Origin of the sequence: Anaerosoma tenue (genome assembly GCF_023161965.1) — a bacterium.
Classification (GTDB): Bacteria; Actinomycetota; Coriobacteriia; order Anaerosomatales; family Anaerosomataceae; genus Anaerosoma; species Anaerosoma tenue.
In genome coordinates, this window is record NZ_JALNTY010000002.1 from 494018 (window position 1) to 510355 (window position 16338).

The following is a 16338-nucleotide window of genomic DNA, read 5'->3' on the forward strand; positions in this document are numbered from 1 at the left end:
CCGGTTGCTGCCACTCGCGCCACGCCCCCTTAGCATAAGCCTCCGGAGCCACGATGGCGACATGGGCGCGGTTCTTGCTTCTGCAGTGCCGAACCACCGCTAGTGAGAGGATTCGCCATGGACTCCACGACCCCCGCCGCGGTCACCGTGAGGATGATCGCGCTGCTGCACACGTACCGTCGCGAGCGCGGGCTGCCCGTGCTGGTGTCGCTCGAGGTGCCCGAGAACGGCACGAGGGCGATCGACATCGCCCGGGATCTCGGCCTGCCCATCGAGCGCATCGAGGGACTGTTCCTGAACGGTCGTCTGCTCGGTCTGGGCGCAATGGTGATGCCCGGAGACCGCGTGGCGTTCGTGCCGCAGGGCACACCCGCGTCGCATCCCGCGTTCTTCGGCCGCGCCGGGATAGAGGAATACGCCGTCAGCGCCTGACCAGCGGCGCCGTCTCTACGAGCCGTTTCCCCCGATCAACCCCGTGACCGAGTCCTTCGCGTCGCCGAAGAGCAGGATCGCCTTGGGGTCGTCGTAGAGCGGGTTGGGGACCCCCGAGTAGCCCGGACGGCCGTCGAGGTTGCACACGATCACCGCGCCGGCTTCGTGCACGCGCAGGATCGGCATGCCCGAGATGGGCGTGTCGGCCGCCGTGATCGCCGCGGGGTTCACCACGTCGCTCGCGCCCACGACGATCGCCACGTCGGTCGACGCGAAGTCGTCGTTGATCGCGTCCATCTCGTAGAGGTCGTCGTAGTCCACGTCGGCCTCGGCAAGCAGCACATGCATGTGTCCTGGCATGCGTCCCGCAACAGGATGCACGGCGAACCGGACGAGCTTGCCGGCCGCCGAGAGACGCTTGGCCAGCGCGGCCACCTCATGCTGCGCCTGCGCGAGCGCCATGCCGTAGCCGGGCACGATGATCACCGAGGTGGCGCCGGCGAGCACCGATCGCGCCTCCCTCAGCGCGTCATCGGCCGAGGCGGCGGGGCGTGGGCCGGCCTCACCGATCGCCGAGGCGGGCTCGGCCGGCGGGGCCGCCTGAGACGCCGCGAGTTGGCGGCCGGTGAGGATCGCCCCCACGCTGCGGTTCATCGCCTTGGCCATCACAAGCGTGAGGATCGTGCCTGACGATCCCACCATCGCGCCGGCCGCCACCAGCATCTGGTTGGCGATGCTCACGCCCACGAACGCCGCGGCGAGTCCGGAGAACGCGTTGAGGAGCGAGATCATCACCGGCATGTCGGCGCCGCCCACGCGGATGGAGAGCGCGGCGCCGAGCACGAGCGCGGCGCCCGCGAGGATCGCCACGGCGGCTATCCGCTGCACGCCGGTGACCGAGAGGAGGAGCACGCCCATCGAGGCCACGGCGGCGACCAGCATGAGGATGGCGAGGTCGTGGCCGGGCGCGGTGCGGGGCCTGCCGTCCATCCGGCCGTCGAGCTTGGCCGCCGCGATGGCGCTTCCCGCGAGCGCCACGCCGCCCACGAGGGCGGCCGCCACGCCGAACGCCACGGGCAGCACGCCCGCCTCGGCGTCCATCCGCGCGAGCTCCACCGCCGAGACGATGAGCGACGCCCCGCCGCCCGCGCCGTTCTGGAGCGCGATGAGCGCGGGGATGCGGGTCATCGTGATGCGCGCCGAGACGAGCAGACCGAGGGCGCCGCCAACCACCGCAGCCGCTGCCACGACCCACGGCTCGGCGATGGTGTGGCGCGATACGAGCAGGCCGAGGGCGGCCGCGAACGCGAGCGCGGTGGTGATGTTGCCGCGCCGCGCGCCCTTGGGAGTGCGGAACTGTGCGATCCCGGCGATGAACACCGCGATCACCACAAGATCGATAAGGAGGTCCTGCCAGTGGTCCATCAACGCCCCGTTCGGTGTTGGTGCTGTCCGGTCACTGCTGCCTGAAGAACGCGGCCATGCGGCCGGTGACGGCGAAGCCGCCCACCAGGTTGAACGCCGCCAGCACGATGGCAAGCGCACCCAACCCCGCCTCCACGCCCGAGATGCCGGTGGTGAAGAGCAGCATGGCGCCAAGGATGGTCACGGCCGAGATGCCGTTGGTGAACGCCATCAGCGGGGTGTGCAACCGCTGGGGGACCCGTGATATGAGCACGTAGCTCAGTGCGGTCGTCACAGCGAACACCCCGAGCATGAGCAGTACCTCTTGCACGATGCGGCTCCTTGGATAGCGGTCTGTCAGCCGAGCAGGCCCATGGCGTGCAGCGCACCATGATGCACGATGTCGCCGTTGCGTGTCACGAGCGTGTGGCGGACGATCTCGTCGTCCAGGTCGGGCGCGTCGAGCCCGTTCTTGAAGAGGTTCTTCACGAACTCAAGCATGTTCTTGCCGTAGAGCCAGCTTGCGTGCACCGGCACCGAGCCCGGGATGTTCACGTACCCCATCACGTTCACGCCCGACACGACGGTCTCCTGCGCCGGGACGGTGGCCGAGCAGTTCCCACCCTGGTCCACCGACACGTCCACGATCACGGAGCCCGCGCGCATCGAACCGATCATCTCGTTGGTGATCAGCACCGGCGCCACCTCGCCCGGCACCAGCGCGCTCGCGATGATGATGTCGGCGCTCGCCACGGAGGATGCGATGGCCTCGCGCTCTCGCGCGAGCCACTCGTCGGGCAGCGCGCCCGCATAGCCGCCTTCGCCGATAGCGTATTCGTCCGGCGCCTCGAAACCCACGATCTTGGCACCGAGACTCATCGCTTCCTCACGGGCCGCTGCACGGATGTCCACCGCTTTGACCACGCCGCCGAGCCGCTTGGCTGTGGCGATCGCCTGCAGCCCGACCACACCGGTGCCGATGATGAGGATCTCGGCGGGTCGGGTGGCCCCGATCGCGGTGCCGATCATCGGCACGAACTTGGGGAGCGCCGCGGCGGCCATGATGACCGACTTGTAGCCGGTCACGGTGGACATCGACGAGAGCGCGTCCATGCTCTGCGCGCGCGAGATGCGCGGGATGCCGTCCATGGTGAGCGAGGTGATATCGCGGTCGCGCAGCGAGCGGACGATGTCGTGGTTCGCCGGTGCGGCGGGGTGCAGGAAGGTGATCAACATCGAGCCTTCGCGCAGCATATCGGTCTCGTGCTTGCCCACGGCATCGTTGAAGTGCGGCTGCTTCACCTTGAGCACGATGTCCGCGCGTGAGAAGAGCTCCTCCGCGCCGTCCACCATCCGTGCACCGGCAGCTTCGTACTCGGCGTCGCTATGCAGGGCCCCCATGCCGGCGCCCGTTTCCACGAGCACGTCGAAGCCCATACGCACGTAGGCCGCGACCTCTTCGGGGAGTGCCGCGACCCTGTGTTCGCGCTCGAGTATCTCCTTCGGAATCCCGATGACCATGGTTCCTCCCGATCTCCTGTCGACGGCCCATCCTGTATAAACTGACCCTTGTGCTGTATACCATACGCGGAGCCCCGTAGCCCCACCCTCTATGTTCCCCGGGCCTGGGCCACGGACACGCCGAGCGGGTATCATCATGTTCTCGGTAGCAGAGACGCCGATCGGACGCCTGAGAGGCTGGGACACGGATGCGCAAGCCGACGATCGTGGTAGCGCTGGGCGGCAACGCCCTCTTGCGCCGCTCCGACCCCATGACCGCCGAGGTGCAGCGCGCCAACATCAAGGTGGCGGTTGAGGCGCTCGCGCCGCTCGCCGAGGACCACAACCTCGTGCTCGCTCACGGCAACGGTCCTCAGGTGGGGCTGCTGGCCCTGCAGGCCGCGTCGTACCCGGCGGTCGAACCCTACCCGCTCGATGTGCTGGGCGCCCAATCCCAGGGCATGATCGCGTACATGCTCGAGCAGGAGCTCGGCAACGTGCTTCCGCCCGACAAGCCGATCGCCACGTTGCTCACAATGGTGGAGGTCGACCCCGACGACCCCGCGTTCGACGATCCCACCAAGTTCGTCGGCCCCACCTACGTCAAGAGGAAGGCAGACGCTCTTGCCGGGAAGAAGGGCTGGGTCTTCAAGCGGGACGGCGGACTGTGGCGTCGGGTGGTGGCGTCTCCGGAACCCAGGCGGATCTTCGAGCTGCAACCGATCAGGTGGCTCATCGAGAAGGACGCGGTGGTGATCTGCACCGGCGGAGGCGGCATCCCCACGGCCTTCTCCAAGGAGCGGCCCAACACGCTCATCGGCGTGGAGGCCGTGATCGACAAGGACCTCGCGAGCGAACTGCTCGCGAGGGAACTCGGCGCGGCGCTCTTCATCATGGCCACCGATACGGACGGCGTGTACCTCGACTGGATGAAGCCCGGGCAGCGCCGCCTTGGCTGGGTGACGCCGGACGAGCTGGAGGCGTATGAGTTCCCTGCCGGTTCGATGGGGCCCAAGGTGGAGGCGGCCACGCGCTTCGTGCGGGCGACGGGCAATCGCGCGGCGATCGGCAGGCTTGAGGACATCACGAGGATCGTGGCTGGCGACGCGGGTACCAACATCGTAGATGACGTGCCCGCGGACAGGCGGGCGTAGGCGGCTGGCCGGCGCGTCCGGTCGTGACGACAGGGGGTCGTGATGCGTGTCGCGATCGCAGGCGGCAACGGATTCATCGGCAGGCGGCTCACGGATCAGCTCCTCGAGGCCGGCCATGATGTGACCTGGCTCTCGCACCGTCCCGGCCGGTACCGGCTTGCGGGGGGTGTGACCGAGGTCGCCTTCGAGTACATGGCGCCGCTCGGCGACGGGCCGCTTCCGGAGTGGGCCGAGGCGGTCGCCTCCGCAGACGTGGTGGTGAACCTCTCGGGCTACCCGATCGTCATGCGGTGGAACGACGAGCGCAAGCAGCTCCTGCGCGACAGCCGGGTGTACACGGCCCGGGCGCTCAAGGAGGCGATCAGGCGCGCGCGAGAGGGAGGTGGCGGTCCCTCGGCATACATCGGCGCGAGTGCGGTAGGCATCTACGGCGACGAGGGCGACACGGTGCTCGATGAGAGCGCTCCGGCGGGGACCGACTGGCTCTCGCAGCTAGGCGTGGCATGGGAACGCGAGACGTTCGCGGTGGGCGACGAGACCGGCGTGCGGGTCGTGGCGGTGCGCACGGGTCTCGTGCTCGGCAGCGAAGGGTTCCTGCCCAAGGTGGCGCTGCCCGCCAAGCTCTTCGTGGGGGGTCCCGTGGGGAGTGGGCGCCAGTGGACGCCCTGGATACACGCCGCCGACATCGCCGGCATATACAAGTTCGTGATCGAGCACGACGACGTCTCCGGCCCGGTGAACGGCACGGCGCCGCAGCCGGTGACGATGCGCGAGTTCTCCGGAGCGCTCGGCCGCGTGTTGCACCGGCCATCATGGCTTCCGGTGCCAGGCTTCGGGTTGAGGATCGTGCTGGGCGAGGTCGCGCCGTACATGGTCTACAGCCAACGTCCCACCACGCGGAAGCTCGAGGATGCCGGCTATGAGTTCGCCTACCCGGAGTTGGGTCCAGCGCTCGAGTCCGCGGTGAAGGAGCTGTAGCGACTCTGCGCGGGCGCTTGAGCGCATGATCGAGCCCGCTGTTCGAGTATCATGTGCGCACCGCACGCGAACGGGCGAGGAGACGCGCAGATGAAGAAGCTCAGCTGGAAGGTGAAGTTCGGGCTCGTGCTGGTGGCTCTGAGCGCGGTGATGCTCTACGCGCATTCGGTCGCTTTCCACCACAGCGACCTGCACGAGTTCGGCCCGTTCCTCCTCACGCACGAGATCGCGATGATGCCGCTCGAGGTGCTGGTGGTGACGCTCGTGATCCACTCGTTGCTCGAGCGTCGCGAGCACGAAGAGAAGATGCACAAGCTCAACATGGTCATCGGCGCGTTCTTCAGCGAGGTGGGCGACGAATTGCTGCGCCGGACGGCCGGGTTCGATGAGACGGTGGAGATCCGCGAGCACTTCCTGGTGAGCAACGAGTGGGACTCACGTCGCTACGCCACGGCGAAGACCGCGATCCTCGGCTACGACTACGGCATCAACGCGCGCGCTGAGGATCTCGAGGCGCTCGGCGGGTTCCTTGCCGGCAAGCGGCAGTTCCTGCTGGGCTTGCTGCAGAACCCCACGCTGCTGGAGCACGAGACGTTCACCAATGCATTGTGGGCAGTCTTCCATCTCTCCGAGGAGCTCGGCTACCGTCCTGGCTTTGCGGATCTGCCCGAGAGCGACATCGTCCACCTCAACGGCGACCTTCAGCGGGCATACGCCGCGATCGCGGTGGAGTGGCTCGACCACGTGCGGCACCTGCAGAAGGAGTATCCGTACCTGTTCTCGCTCGCGGTACGTCGCAATCCGCTCGATACGGGCGCGTCCGTGGTGGTGGGCGGGTAGGGCTCACCCGCAGCATACGGGACCCTTTCAGGCTCGCAGCACCACGCTGCCGCTCAGCAGGTCGTGCAGCGCCTGCTTCCGGCGACTCCACGCCGCCATCAGAAAGCCGAGCATCAATGGAGCCGCCGACAGCGGCTTGAGAGCCGTGCGCAGCACGGATCTTCCGATTCCGGCCCGATCGCCGTCTGTCCGCGCAACGCGCAGTCGCATCACGAGTTTCCCGGGTGATGCTCCGCGTCGCGTAGCCTCAGGAAGGGCGAAGTACAGGAGTGCCACCAGCACAGCCATGAGCCAGCGTCCACCGGAGATCAGCCACAGCGCACGGCCAAGTGCGACGCCGTCGGGGGCGAACGCGGTGCTCTCAAGGATGCGCGTGGTGGCGAAGTCGTAGAACCCCGACATCACGAACCACAACAGGCCGATGAGAACGCCGTCGATGAGCGCTGCGATGAAGCGCCGCCAGAAGCCGGCGTACCGGAGGGCCTGCACGGTGGCGGGCCATGCTGGTGCGGTCTGCGGAGCGGCAGCGGGTGCTGGCTGGGGCGCCGGAGCGGGTGCGGGAGCGGCCTGCGGTGCCGGTTGCGCCACCTGTGGCGCGGGGGCGGGCTCCATCGGCGCTCCACAGCGCGTGCAGAACCTGTCGCTACCGGATACCTGCTGACCGCACTTCACGCAGTACATGGGTCACCCTCCTGATGCGGCGGAACGCAGACCGGTGTGGGCGCTGTCACGGCGTTCCCCCCTCGGCAGGAGCCTGCATCTGGTCGAGCTCCTGCTGCATCTGGTTGAGAAGGTCCTCAAGCTCCATGTCGCCCGCCTCGGGCTCCCATCCCAGGTCGGGCGTCTCGGCGCTGTGCCGCGACAGGACGGCGGGCGGCGCCATCAGGTAGAGCTTGTCGCCCGGGAGCTTCTGGAGGTGACCGTTGAACACGAGGAACATCGGCATCCATACGCCCGACTCGCGGCCCTGGATAGACCACGACTGCGTGGACGCGTTCCATGTGCCGCGGATCGGGATGGTGTCGCCCCAGTGCATCGTTCCGTAGAAGTCGCCGCCCGCCTGCTGGACGATGTCGATGCGCATGAGTCCGCCCTCGCTGAACGGCACGGATCCCGCCCAGGTGCCGGTGACGTCCTTCGAGGTGCGCTCCTCGTCGCCGTACTCGAACTCGGCCACCTTGCTCAGCGGCCCTCGTGGCGAACCCGGTATCGCGGCGACCTCCTGGTACGCGACCCTGATCTTCGGGCGCATACCCGCACTGAGCGCTTCGGTCATGTTGATGAGGGTGACCGCGTCGCGCTGCCCGATGCCCTGCAGCATCCGGAAGAGCTGGTTCTTGCCCGTCTGCCTGTCGGCGTCCAGGAGCTTGTCGATGAGCTCGAGCGGGAACTCGGCCTTAGGCTCCTTTACCGAGAAGGTGGTCGTCTTCCCGTCGGGCATCGTCAGTGTGACCCGGTAGCCGGATATCAACGCCCCTGAGCCATCGGGCTTGAGCACCTCGGCCGCCGGACTCGGCTTCCAGCTCACCGTCACCTGCTCGTCCTTGACGTCCACCGTCGGCGCCGCCCCGGGGTACATGCCGAAGACGACCGGCCCGTGGTCGGTCACCGCGTCACCTGCCGAGGCGACCGTATCGGGTGCGGTGACGTATGTCTCAGCGCGCATGACGTGGAAGCGGCGTTGCGTGGGGAGCACGCAGCCGCCGGTGATCTCGTCCCACTCACCCTTGCCGGCGGCGGGGACGCTCAGCCGGACTACCGCCCCGCGTTCTTCGACCCCGAGGGTGGAGAGCACGTATACGGGGTCGGTGGGCGTGCTCGCGCCGGGCTGAACCGGCGCACCTGCGATGTCGATCTGCGTGATGAGCGTTGAGAGCGGAGAACCGCCCTTCACGAACCGCATCACGTGCATCGGGTGTGCGGCGTCTATGGTGGCCTTTGGGGTCCTCGGGGTCGTGCCGGTGCCGGTGTGCGCGGTGGCGAGGTCGTCCCCCGAGGCGTAGGTGAAGGCGTAGAAGACCTTCTGGAGCGACTCGGGGGTGCCGCCGGTGGTGCGGTACAGGCTCGCGACGCCGCCGCCGCGCAGAGAGGCGACGTCTTCGTACAGCCTGGGCAGGAACTGCTCGCGGGCGCCGCCGGTGGTGAAGTAGTAGTCGCGCAGGAACTCGAAGAAGTACGACTCACCGTAGCCGTGTTGTTGGTTGGGTTTCGCTCCCGAGGAGTCGAAGAACTCCATCGGGTCGAAGAACGCGTCGTACGAACGCTTCGTGGTGTCCCACGTGGCGGCGTACTTCTTCTCGGTCACGTAGTACTTCTCGGCCTCGAGCTCCAGGAGCACGGCGGTGGCCTCGTTGAACCACAGGTAGGCGTTGCGGTCCATGTACACGTACGCGGATTGCACCACGTGGAAGAGTTCGTGCATCGCCGCCATCTGGATCTCGTCGAAGGCCGCCTTCTGCGCGGCGTCGAAGGCCGAGGGGGCGGCATCGGGGATCTTGGTGCCGTCGAGCACGATGAACGGTGAGGACGTCCAGGTGTTGTGCGCCTCGCCGTACAGTTCAGGCGCGAGCGGCTTGTCGACGATGTAGACGTCAACGGCGATGCCGTACTTCTCGACGCCGGGCTTCCGGAAACCGCGATGGTCGAGGTACTCGCGGCCACGGTCGAGCGCGGTGAGCGCGTTGCCCACGCGGGTCGGGAGGCACGCCTCCCTCAGCCAGGTCTCGCTCCGCACTCGCTCCCGGAGCGCTTCGAAATCGGGATCGGCGTGGAGGGCCGCCAGGCGATCCAGCCGCTCGGCCATCTGTGCGCCGAGATCGCGGACGTCGGAGAAGGGGTCGAGCGCGGGAGATGCGGAGGCGCTGTCGCCCGGCGCGGTACCCGAGGACGTTGCGAGGTCCGCGGGTGTGAGCCGATGCTTCCTGAGCAGGTCCGCGTATTCGTCAGCGGCCGCTTTCACGGCCGCGGGGTCACGGCTCGGCCACGTCTTGGGGTACATCACCCGGAAGTCCTGTGCGCCGGGAGTCCAGTAGATGGCGGAGAATTCGCCCGCGGGGATCTCCGCCCGGTCCTTGATCACGAGAGTGGTCGCTGCGGCTACCAGCATAGGGATCAGCACGGGGAGCCATGTGCCGTTGTGCCGTGTCTCGATTGCGAGCGTGCCACGCCGCAGTTCGGAGTCCACAAGGAAGACGGCGCCGTCATCGGCGACCGTTGCGATACCCACATCGTCCCAGAGCTGCTCCGGTATGCCCAGCTCCTCAAGGTCGAACGACATCGTCACGGGCTCGTAGAAGAGGTCGCCTTCGGTCATACCGGCGTCGATGTCGAAGCCTCCGAGCGCGATGAGCCCGTGTGACTGCACCGCGGCATCCGCCGACGCCATCTCGGCCGTATCGAGGGGACGCGCTGTGAATGTGCGCTCGACGTCGAGCGCCCCTGCGGGTGCGTCTATCCTGATGCCCGGCAGAGGCTCTTCACGTACCGCAGGGGTGTCCGGACGTACGGGGCCGGCGGGCCGTGGTGCGCCGCCGCTATCGCCTCGGAAAGCGCCTGCGATCACGTCGGGCAGCAGTCCCCATCGGCCGGAGCGCGCGAGAGGGACGCCTGCGAAGAGGGTCGCCACCAGTAGCGCGATCGCCGTGCCGCCCGCGATGAAAGCGGTCGTGCGGCGCTTTCGTGCCGGACGCCGCCCCGTATCGGCAGCGGGGAAGGTCCCTGCGAAATCGGGGTGCTGGGAGAGCGGCATCCATGCGGCTGACGCACCTCCGGAGACTTGAGCGTCGCGCCGTATGCGGCCTTCGGCCACCCATGCTTCAAGCGTCGGTCTGTCTACGGGACCGTAGACGGCCCCGTCGGCCCCGGCGACGTGGTACACGGCGTTCCCCCTTCACCGTCCGCGCGGATGTGCACAGGCTGCGTGTGTCATGACACGTCAGGCACAGTGTAGCGCGACCGGGCTTTGGCGGCCTCTGCTAGGCCGGCGCCAGGTCGTCCAGCCAGACGGCGTCGTCGTCGCGCCGGTAGACGAGCATGCGGCCCTCGTCGGCGGGATCCTTCGCGCGGTGGTAGCGGGCGTAGATGTGATCGTCGTCCATGCCGACGACCTCGACCTTCCCGCTGGTGTGCGACATGCAATAGCGTGCTCGCCGGGAGAGTCCGGACACACGCGAACGGGCCTCGGCGATCACCGATAGCGCCCGGGTGATCGGGACTGCGAACGACGCGTTCCCGGTGGTGGGCCGGCACTGGAAGATGTAGTACTGCGGGCAGCCGAGGTCAGTGCACGCCTGCAGCAGATCGGCGAGCGTGTCGGGGTGGTCGTTGACGCCTGCGGTGATGGGCGACTGGTTCACGCACCTCACCCCCAGCCTCTGCACGAGCTCGAGCGCCTCCACCGCTACCGGGGTGAGCTCCCGCGGGTGGTCGAAGTGACACATCAGGTAGATGCTCTTGCCCGAGGCGGTGGCGCGCCGGAGCAGCGCGTGAAGCCGTTCGTCGGTCAGCACGCGCGCGGGGTTGTACGCGAGCATCTTGCTGCCGAGGCGGACCGTGTGCAGGTGGTCGATCCCGAGCATCGACTCCACGATCTCGGCGAGCCGTGAGGTGGGCAGGGCGAGCGCGTCGCCGCCGGTGAGCAGCACATCGGTGATCTCAGGGTGCTGTCGGATGTACGAAAGCCCGGCGGAGATGTCCGGCGACGTCTCGCGGCCCCCGGCGCTGAAGAGCCGCTTGCGGAAGCAGTAGCGGCAGAACGCCGCGCACTGGTCGGTCACGAGGAGGAGCGCCGTGTCGCCGTACTTGTGCTGGAGTCCCGGCAGCCGCGTGTTGGAGGCCTCGTCGGAAGCGTCGTCGGCGCCGAACGCATCCAGTTCGCTCACATCGGGGACCACGAGGCGGCGTATCGGGTCGTGGGGGTCGCTCCAATCGATGAGGCTGAGGTAGTAGTCGTTCGCCCTGAACGGGAAGCGTCTCGTGACACGTTCCAGCCCCTGGCGCTCCTCGGCGCTCAGATGGTCGAGTCCCCGCACGCCGATCATGCAGCGTGCCGCCTGGCCGAGTGGCTCGGGCTCGTGCAGCCCGAGCGGGCCGGATGTGGTCACCGTCTTCACGTTGGTGCTCCCTCCTACGGATGCGCACGTGGCGCTTCGTGGCCCCAGAGCGGCGTAAAGACGGTGAAGGCCGCGTCTGGGAGTCTATGGGGGCGCATCGCGCCCCCATAGGATGACTATCTCCACATTCGAGCCGGGCCAGTCACGGCCACCGGCGCGCGCGCCCGGGTGTCGACTGCAGCCCCATCCGCATCAGAGGATCTGGCTCAGGAACGCCTGCGTGCGTTCCTCGCGTGGGTTCTCGAACATCTCCGACGGCGTCGCCTCCTCGATGATCACCCCGTCGTCCATCATGATCACGCGGTCGGCCACCTCTCGGGCGAAGCCCATCTCGTGGGTGACCATCACCATCGTCATGCCCTTCTCGGCGAGGTCCTGCATGACCTGGAGCACCTCGTTCACGAGCTCGGGGTCGAGCGCCGAGGTCACCTCGTCGAAGAGCATGATGTCGGGATCCATCGCAAGCGCCCGGGCGATCGCCACGCGCTGCTTCTGCCCGCCCGAGAGCTGCGAAGGCCAGGCCTTCTCCTTGTCGGGCAACCCCACTTTGTCCAGGAGGTCGCGCGCGATCGCGTTCGCCTCCTTCTGTGAGAGCCCCTTCACGTTCACGGGGGCGATGGTGATGTTGTGCAGCACGTTCTTGTGCGGGAACAGGTGGAAATGCTGGAACACCATCCCCATGTGTTGGCGCACCTTGTCCAGGTTGCTCGTGGCGGGGTCGATGAGGTCGCCGTTCACGTAGATCTCGCCGCCGGTGGGGTACTCGAGGAAGTTGAGGCAGCGAAGCAGCGTGCTCTTGCCCGAGCCTGACGGCCCGATGACGACCACCACTTCACCCGGGTCGATGGTGAGGTCGATGCCCTTGAGGACCTCCAGGTCGCCGAAGCTCTTCCGGAGTCCCTTGATCTCGATGATGCTCATCGCGCAGCCTCCTGTCGATGGGGCGTGAGCCGGACCTCAAGCTTGTTCACGACCCACGTGAAGATGACGACGAGGACGAGATAGTACATACCTGCCACGAGGTAGGTCTCGAACGGCTGGTAGTTCGCGGCGGATGCCGTCATCGCGTTGCTGTACAACTCCGGTACGCCGAGATACGCAACGAGCGAGCTGTCCTTGAGGCCGATGATGAACTGGTTTCCGAGCGGTGGGATCGCCCTGCGGAACGCCTGCGGCAGGATGATTAGCCGCATGGCCTTCCTTCTCGACATGCCGAGCGACCTGGCGGCCTCGGTCTGGCCGCGATCGACGTTCTGGATCGCGCCACGGAATATCTCGGCCACGTACCCGCCTGCATGGAATGCGAGCGCGAGCGAGCCAGCCCAGAAGGAGCTCAGGAGGATGATCTCGCTGATGCCGAAGTACAGGAACATCAGCTGTACGATCAGCGGAAGCCCTCTCGTGAGGCCGATGTAGCCGTTGGCTACGAGGTTCGCCACGCGGTTGTTGGAGAGCTTGAGGAACGCGAATATGAGGCCGATCACCACCGCCAGCACCAGCGACACGGCGGTGAGTTGCAGCGTCATCCCCGTCGCCTTCAGGAAGCCCCAGAAGTGCTCTTGGATAACGGTCACGAATGCCACGGATGTCTCCTTACGGTGAGCGGGGGCCGGCCCGTGAGGCCAGCCCCCGTGGTCACATCACCGGATGGACCGGTGCGGTGCCGTCAGTAGAGTGCGGTCTATTCGCCGAGGATGTTCTCGTCGAACCACCGCAGACTGATCTCCTCGTACGTACCGTCGGCGATCATGTCCTCGAGAGCCTGGTTGATCTCGGCGAGCAACTCGCTGTCGCCCTCCTGGACCGCGATACCCATCTCGTCAGCCATGAGCACGTCGCCTACCGCCTCGATCTCGAGGCCCGACTCGTTGCGGGCAACAAGACCCACGAGCTTGTCGGTGATGACCGCGTCAACGCGGCCGGTGGTGAGGTCCTGCAGCGCCACGACGTCGCTGTCGTAGGTCACGAGGTTGCCTTCATCGGTGAGCGTCGCCGCGAGGTCGAGATAGGTCGAGGCCTTCAGCACGCCTACCTTCCGACCGTCCAGATCGTCAGGACCGTTGATGTCGGTCGTGCCGGTCTGCACGAAGATCTGCGGGCCCGAACGGTAGTAGGGGCGGGTGAAGTCCACCTGCTCCTCGCGCTCTGCGGTGATGCCGTGCGACGCCACGAGAGCGTCGTACTTACCGGCCTTGAGACCCTGGATGAGCGTGTCGAACGGCACCGGCGAGTTCATCACCGGAGTGCGGCCGATGCGCTCGGCGATCTCGTTGGCGATGTCCACGTCGAAGCCGACGATCTCGCCACCCTGGTCGAAGCTGAAGGGCTTGTACGCGCCGGAGTTGGCGAAGACGAACTCTTCGGTCACCTCGGCATCGGTGTCGGTGCCGGTATCGGCACCCGTGTCGCTGTCCGTGGTCCCGTCGCTACAGCCAACGGCCAAAGCCGTCATGATGGCGAGCGCCGAGAACAACAGGATCGTGCGCAGTCTCTTCATTCCGTCGGACCTCCGTCCTTGGGGGTACGGACACCCCGATCCGTTCCGCCAGCGCGCGCGGTACGGGTCGGTATGTGCGCCGAGAACACCGTCCGGCACACGACGGAATGAACCAGGGATGACGCCATTATACCGAATCGGCAACGGAACGACAAATTTATGCGACCCATGCTGGACGAGAGGCATTCCGTATGCTATAAGCGGCACTTCGTTTGGGGCGCCGGGGGGTCTCTGCTATACTCGGACTTCGGTTGCCGGGATACCGGCGATCACGGGGTCATGGATCGCGTGATGTGATGTGTGGTCTGGATCACTCCGCGGAGGATCTCCGACAGGTTGGTTCAACGCACGTGCTCTTCCGGTCCCAACGTGACCGGGAGGGTCTGGCGGGGTAGAGAGTACACGGCGTATTCGTCCCCGATCCGCTTGTGCGGCAGCCTTCACGCACTCTGGCTCTGTAGGCCTCTGTCCGGCATCGCCGGCGATGAGGCCTTGTACGTGCACCGAAGACAAGGAGGGACCATGGAAATCGCACGAGGAAAGGGTATGCGGCTCATTCTGAGTCTCATGCTCGCCGTCGCGCTTCTCGGCATGTCTGCCGTGATGGCCGGCTGCGACGCGGATACCACCGATGGTGACACGAACGGTGACGCTAACGGCGAGACCCCGTCGGTAGACGCCGATCCGATCGAGATCGGTTGGGTGCCGTGGGACGAGGACATCGCCGTCACGTACCTGTGGAAGCACATCCTCGAGGGCGAGGGCTATGAGGTCAACCTGACGCAGCTCGATATCGCACCGGTCTACGCCGGTGTGGCCGAGGGCGACCTCGATCTGTACCTCGACGCGTGGCTGCCGATCACGCATGGCGACTACGCCGACGAGTACGACGAGAACTGGGAGTACCTGAGCATCTGGAACAACAACGGCCTGCTCACCTGGGCCGTGCCGGACTACGTGGACGTCCAGTCGATCGCCGACCTCAAGGGCCAGTCTGACATGTTCGACGGTCAGATCATCGGCATCGAGGCGGGCGCCGGTCTGATGAGGCTTTCGAAGGACGCCGTCATCCCCGGCTACGGTCTTGAGGAGTACACCCTCGTTGAGGGTTCGACGAGCGCGATGCTCGCAGAGCTCGATCGTGCCGTGAGCAACGAGGAGCCCATCGTCGTGACGCTGTGGCGTCCGCACTGGGCCTACGGTGCTTATCCCATGCGTGATCTTGAGGATCCCGAGGGCCATCTTGGTGGCGCCGAGGAGCTGCACGTTGTTGCCCACAAGGGCTTCAGCGACGAGTATCCCGAGGTTGCCGAGTGGCTCACGAACTTCAAGCTGAGCGACGAGCAGATCGGCTCGCTCACGAACACCGTGATCCAGGAGTACGGCACGGGCCAGGAGGCCGAGGGTGTCGAGGACTGGCTGTCCGATCCGGCCAACCAGGCGCTCGTGGACGGTTGGCTCGGCAAGTAGTATCGCTTGAGCCACGCGGGCACTGCTCGCTGGCTTGATGGGCGCAACGGGCCCCGGGCGTTCTGTCCGGGGCCCGTCCCATGCGCGGATTGCCCGCGCTCCGCACGGTAGGTATACTGCGGCATTGCCGCCTTCGCGCAGGCGGCACCCACCCGGAGAGGTGGCAGAGTGGTTGAATGCGGCGGTCTCGAAAACCGTTTAGCGGGTATCCCCCGCTACGAGGGTTCGAATCCCTCCCTCTCCGCCAGTAGCAGCATAGATGTGGGCCCGGTCTCCTCACCAGGAAGCCGGGCCTACGTGCATCTTGGCGCGGTCGTGATATTATGATGAACTGCAATTCATGTTATGGCGACCGCCGGACTTCACGTCGGCGGATGGAATACGATCGGATGACGTAGTCGTGATGCAATCACTGCGTGCGGACGCACGACGCAACCGCGCAAGGATCCTGGAGACCGCCCGGGCACAGATCATCGCGCACGGGCCGGATGTTGGGATGAGCGAGATCGCGAGTGCAGCGGGCCTCGCCGTGGGGACGTTGTACCGCCACTATCCCACGAAGACCGACCTCGTGGCTGCCGTGATCACCGAACAGGTCGAGCGCCTGGCCGAAGCCGCTGAAGCAGCCTGGGTCCGGGTGGAGACCGGTTCCACCGCGAGCGATGAGCTACTCGTGTTTCTGCGCGGAGTGATCGGGGCTGCCGCCGATAACGGTGCGCTCAGGGTGGCCGCCCAAACACTCGGCACCGAATTCGCATGTCCCCCCGCTACAGCACGTGGTACGGCTGCTCTGCGGAAGATCATCGCCGCCGGCCAGGACTCAGGGAACATCCGCCGGGACCTGACCGTGACCGACCTCTACCTCCTTGTGGCTACTGGACCGCTTGACCATCCTGAACAGACCCGCGAGCGCTGGCTTGAGCTCGTCAGTCCCGGCTTGCTGCCGTAGCGC

Annotated in this window: 15 protein-coding genes, 1 tRNA gene and 1 pseudogene; 7 read left to right on the forward strand and 10 right to left on the reverse strand. The window is 66.7% G+C overall.

Annotated elements, in window-relative coordinates:
* Window positions 1-117 precede the first annotated feature (117 nt).
* Window positions 118-432 carry a MoaD/ThiS family protein gene (locus MSB02_RS07385; RefSeq protein WP_267194587.1) on the forward strand — a complete coding sequence of 105 codons (315 nt, stop codon included), beginning with the start codon at window positions 118-120 and terminating at the stop codon, window positions 430-432.
* A gap of 15 nt (window positions 433-447) precedes the next feature.
* On the opposite strand, the gene MSB02_RS07390 is transcribed toward MSB02_RS07385, so the two are convergent.
* From MSB02_RS07390 to MSB02_RS07400, 3 genes are read right to left on the reverse strand one after another with little or no spacing between them, the layout of a single operon-like run.
* Window positions 448-1857: an NAD(P)(+) transhydrogenase (Re/Si-specific) subunit beta gene (locus MSB02_RS07390; protein WP_267194588.1), complete on the reverse strand. Its 1410-nt coding sequence runs from the start codon at window positions 1855-1857 to the stop codon at window positions 448-450.
* A 31-nt stretch (window positions 1858-1888) separates the two neighbouring features.
* Window positions 1889-2167 carry an NAD(P) transhydrogenase subunit alpha gene (locus MSB02_RS07395; protein WP_267194589.1) on the reverse strand — a complete coding sequence of 93 codons (279 nt, stop codon included), beginning with the start codon at window positions 2165-2167 and terminating at the stop codon, window positions 1889-1891.
* 26 nt (window positions 2168-2193) lie between these two features.
* Complete coding sequence (locus MSB02_RS07400) at window positions 2194-3357, reverse strand: NAD(P) transhydrogenase subunit alpha (protein WP_267194590.1); 1164 nt, start codon at window positions 3355-3357, stop codon at window positions 2194-2196.
* Between the two features lie 188 nt (window positions 3358-3545).
* Here MSB02_RS07400 and arcC point away from each other — a divergent pair, with 188 nt between their 5' ends.
* From arcC to MSB02_RS07415, 3 genes are all read left to right on the forward strand, one after another.
* Window positions 3546-4490, forward strand: coding sequence for a carbamate kinase (gene arcC, locus MSB02_RS07405; protein WP_267194591.1), 945 nt, complete (start codon window positions 3546-3548; stop codon window positions 4488-4490).
* Window positions 4491-4532: 42 nt separating this feature from the next.
* Window positions 4533-5468, forward strand: coding sequence for a TIGR01777 family oxidoreductase (locus MSB02_RS07410; protein WP_267194592.1), 936 nt, complete (start codon window positions 4533-4535; stop codon window positions 5466-5468).
* Window positions 5469-5558: 90 nt separating this feature from the next.
* Window positions 5559-6308: a hypothetical protein gene (locus MSB02_RS07415; protein WP_267194593.1), complete on the forward strand. Its 750-nt coding sequence runs from the start codon at window positions 5559-5561 to the stop codon at window positions 6306-6308.
* 27 nt (window positions 6309-6335) lie between these two features.
* Here MSB02_RS07415 and MSB02_RS07420 read toward each other — a convergent pair whose 3' ends face one another.
* From MSB02_RS07420 to MSB02_RS07445, 7 genes and pseudogenes are all read right to left on the reverse strand, one after another.
* Complete coding sequence (locus tag MSB02_RS07420) at window positions 6336-6920, reverse strand: RDD family protein (protein ID WP_267194594.1); 585 nt, start codon at window positions 6918-6920, stop codon at window positions 6336-6338.
* A gap of 6 nt (window positions 6921-6926) precedes the next feature.
* Window positions 6927-6989 (reverse strand): annotated as a pseudogene (locus tag MSB02_RS10600) (zinc-ribbon domain-containing protein); the annotation flags it as partial.
* Between the two features lie 46 nt (window positions 6990-7035).
* Window positions 7036-10056, reverse strand: a complete 3021-nt coding sequence (locus MSB02_RS07425) for a hypothetical protein (RefSeq protein WP_267194595.1) — start codon at window positions 10054-10056, stop codon at window positions 7036-7038.
* A 226-nt stretch (window positions 10057-10282) separates the two neighbouring features.
* Window positions 10283-11419, reverse strand: a complete 1137-nt coding sequence (locus tag MSB02_RS07430) for a KamA family radical SAM protein (protein ID WP_267194596.1) — start codon at window positions 11417-11419, stop codon at window positions 10283-10285.
* A gap of 192 nt (window positions 11420-11611) precedes the next feature.
* Window positions 11612-12334 carry an amino acid ABC transporter ATP-binding protein gene (locus MSB02_RS07435; protein ID WP_267194646.1) on the reverse strand — a complete coding sequence of 241 codons (723 nt, stop codon included), beginning with the start codon at window positions 12332-12334 and terminating at the stop codon, window positions 11612-11614.
* Window positions 12335-12336: 2 nt separating this feature from the next.
* Window positions 12337-12993, reverse strand: a complete 657-nt coding sequence (locus MSB02_RS07440; protein ID WP_267194647.1) for an amino acid ABC transporter permease — start codon at window positions 12991-12993, stop codon at window positions 12337-12339.
* A 107-nt stretch (window positions 12994-13100) separates the two neighbouring features.
* Window positions 13101-13916: a transporter substrate-binding domain-containing protein gene (locus MSB02_RS07445; protein WP_267194597.1), complete on the reverse strand. Its 816-nt coding sequence runs from the start codon at window positions 13914-13916 to the stop codon at window positions 13101-13103.
* A 522-nt stretch (window positions 13917-14438) separates the two neighbouring features.
* Here MSB02_RS07445 and MSB02_RS07450 point away from each other — a divergent pair.
* From MSB02_RS07450 to MSB02_RS07460, 3 genes are all read left to right on the forward strand, one after another.
* A complete protein-coding gene (locus MSB02_RS07450; RefSeq protein WP_267194598.1) occupies window positions 14439-15386 on the forward strand; it encodes a glycine betaine ABC transporter substrate-binding protein in 948 nt (315 codons plus the stop codon).
* A 154-nt stretch (window positions 15387-15540) separates the two neighbouring features.
* Window positions 15541-15633: transfer RNA gene (locus tag MSB02_RS07455), tRNA-Ser, on the forward strand.
* Between the two features lie 156 nt (window positions 15634-15789).
* Window positions 15790-16335, forward strand: a complete 546-nt coding sequence (locus MSB02_RS07460; RefSeq protein ID WP_267194599.1) for a TetR/AcrR family transcriptional regulator — start codon at window positions 15790-15792, stop codon at window positions 16333-16335.
* Window positions 16336-16338 lie beyond the last annotated feature (3 nt).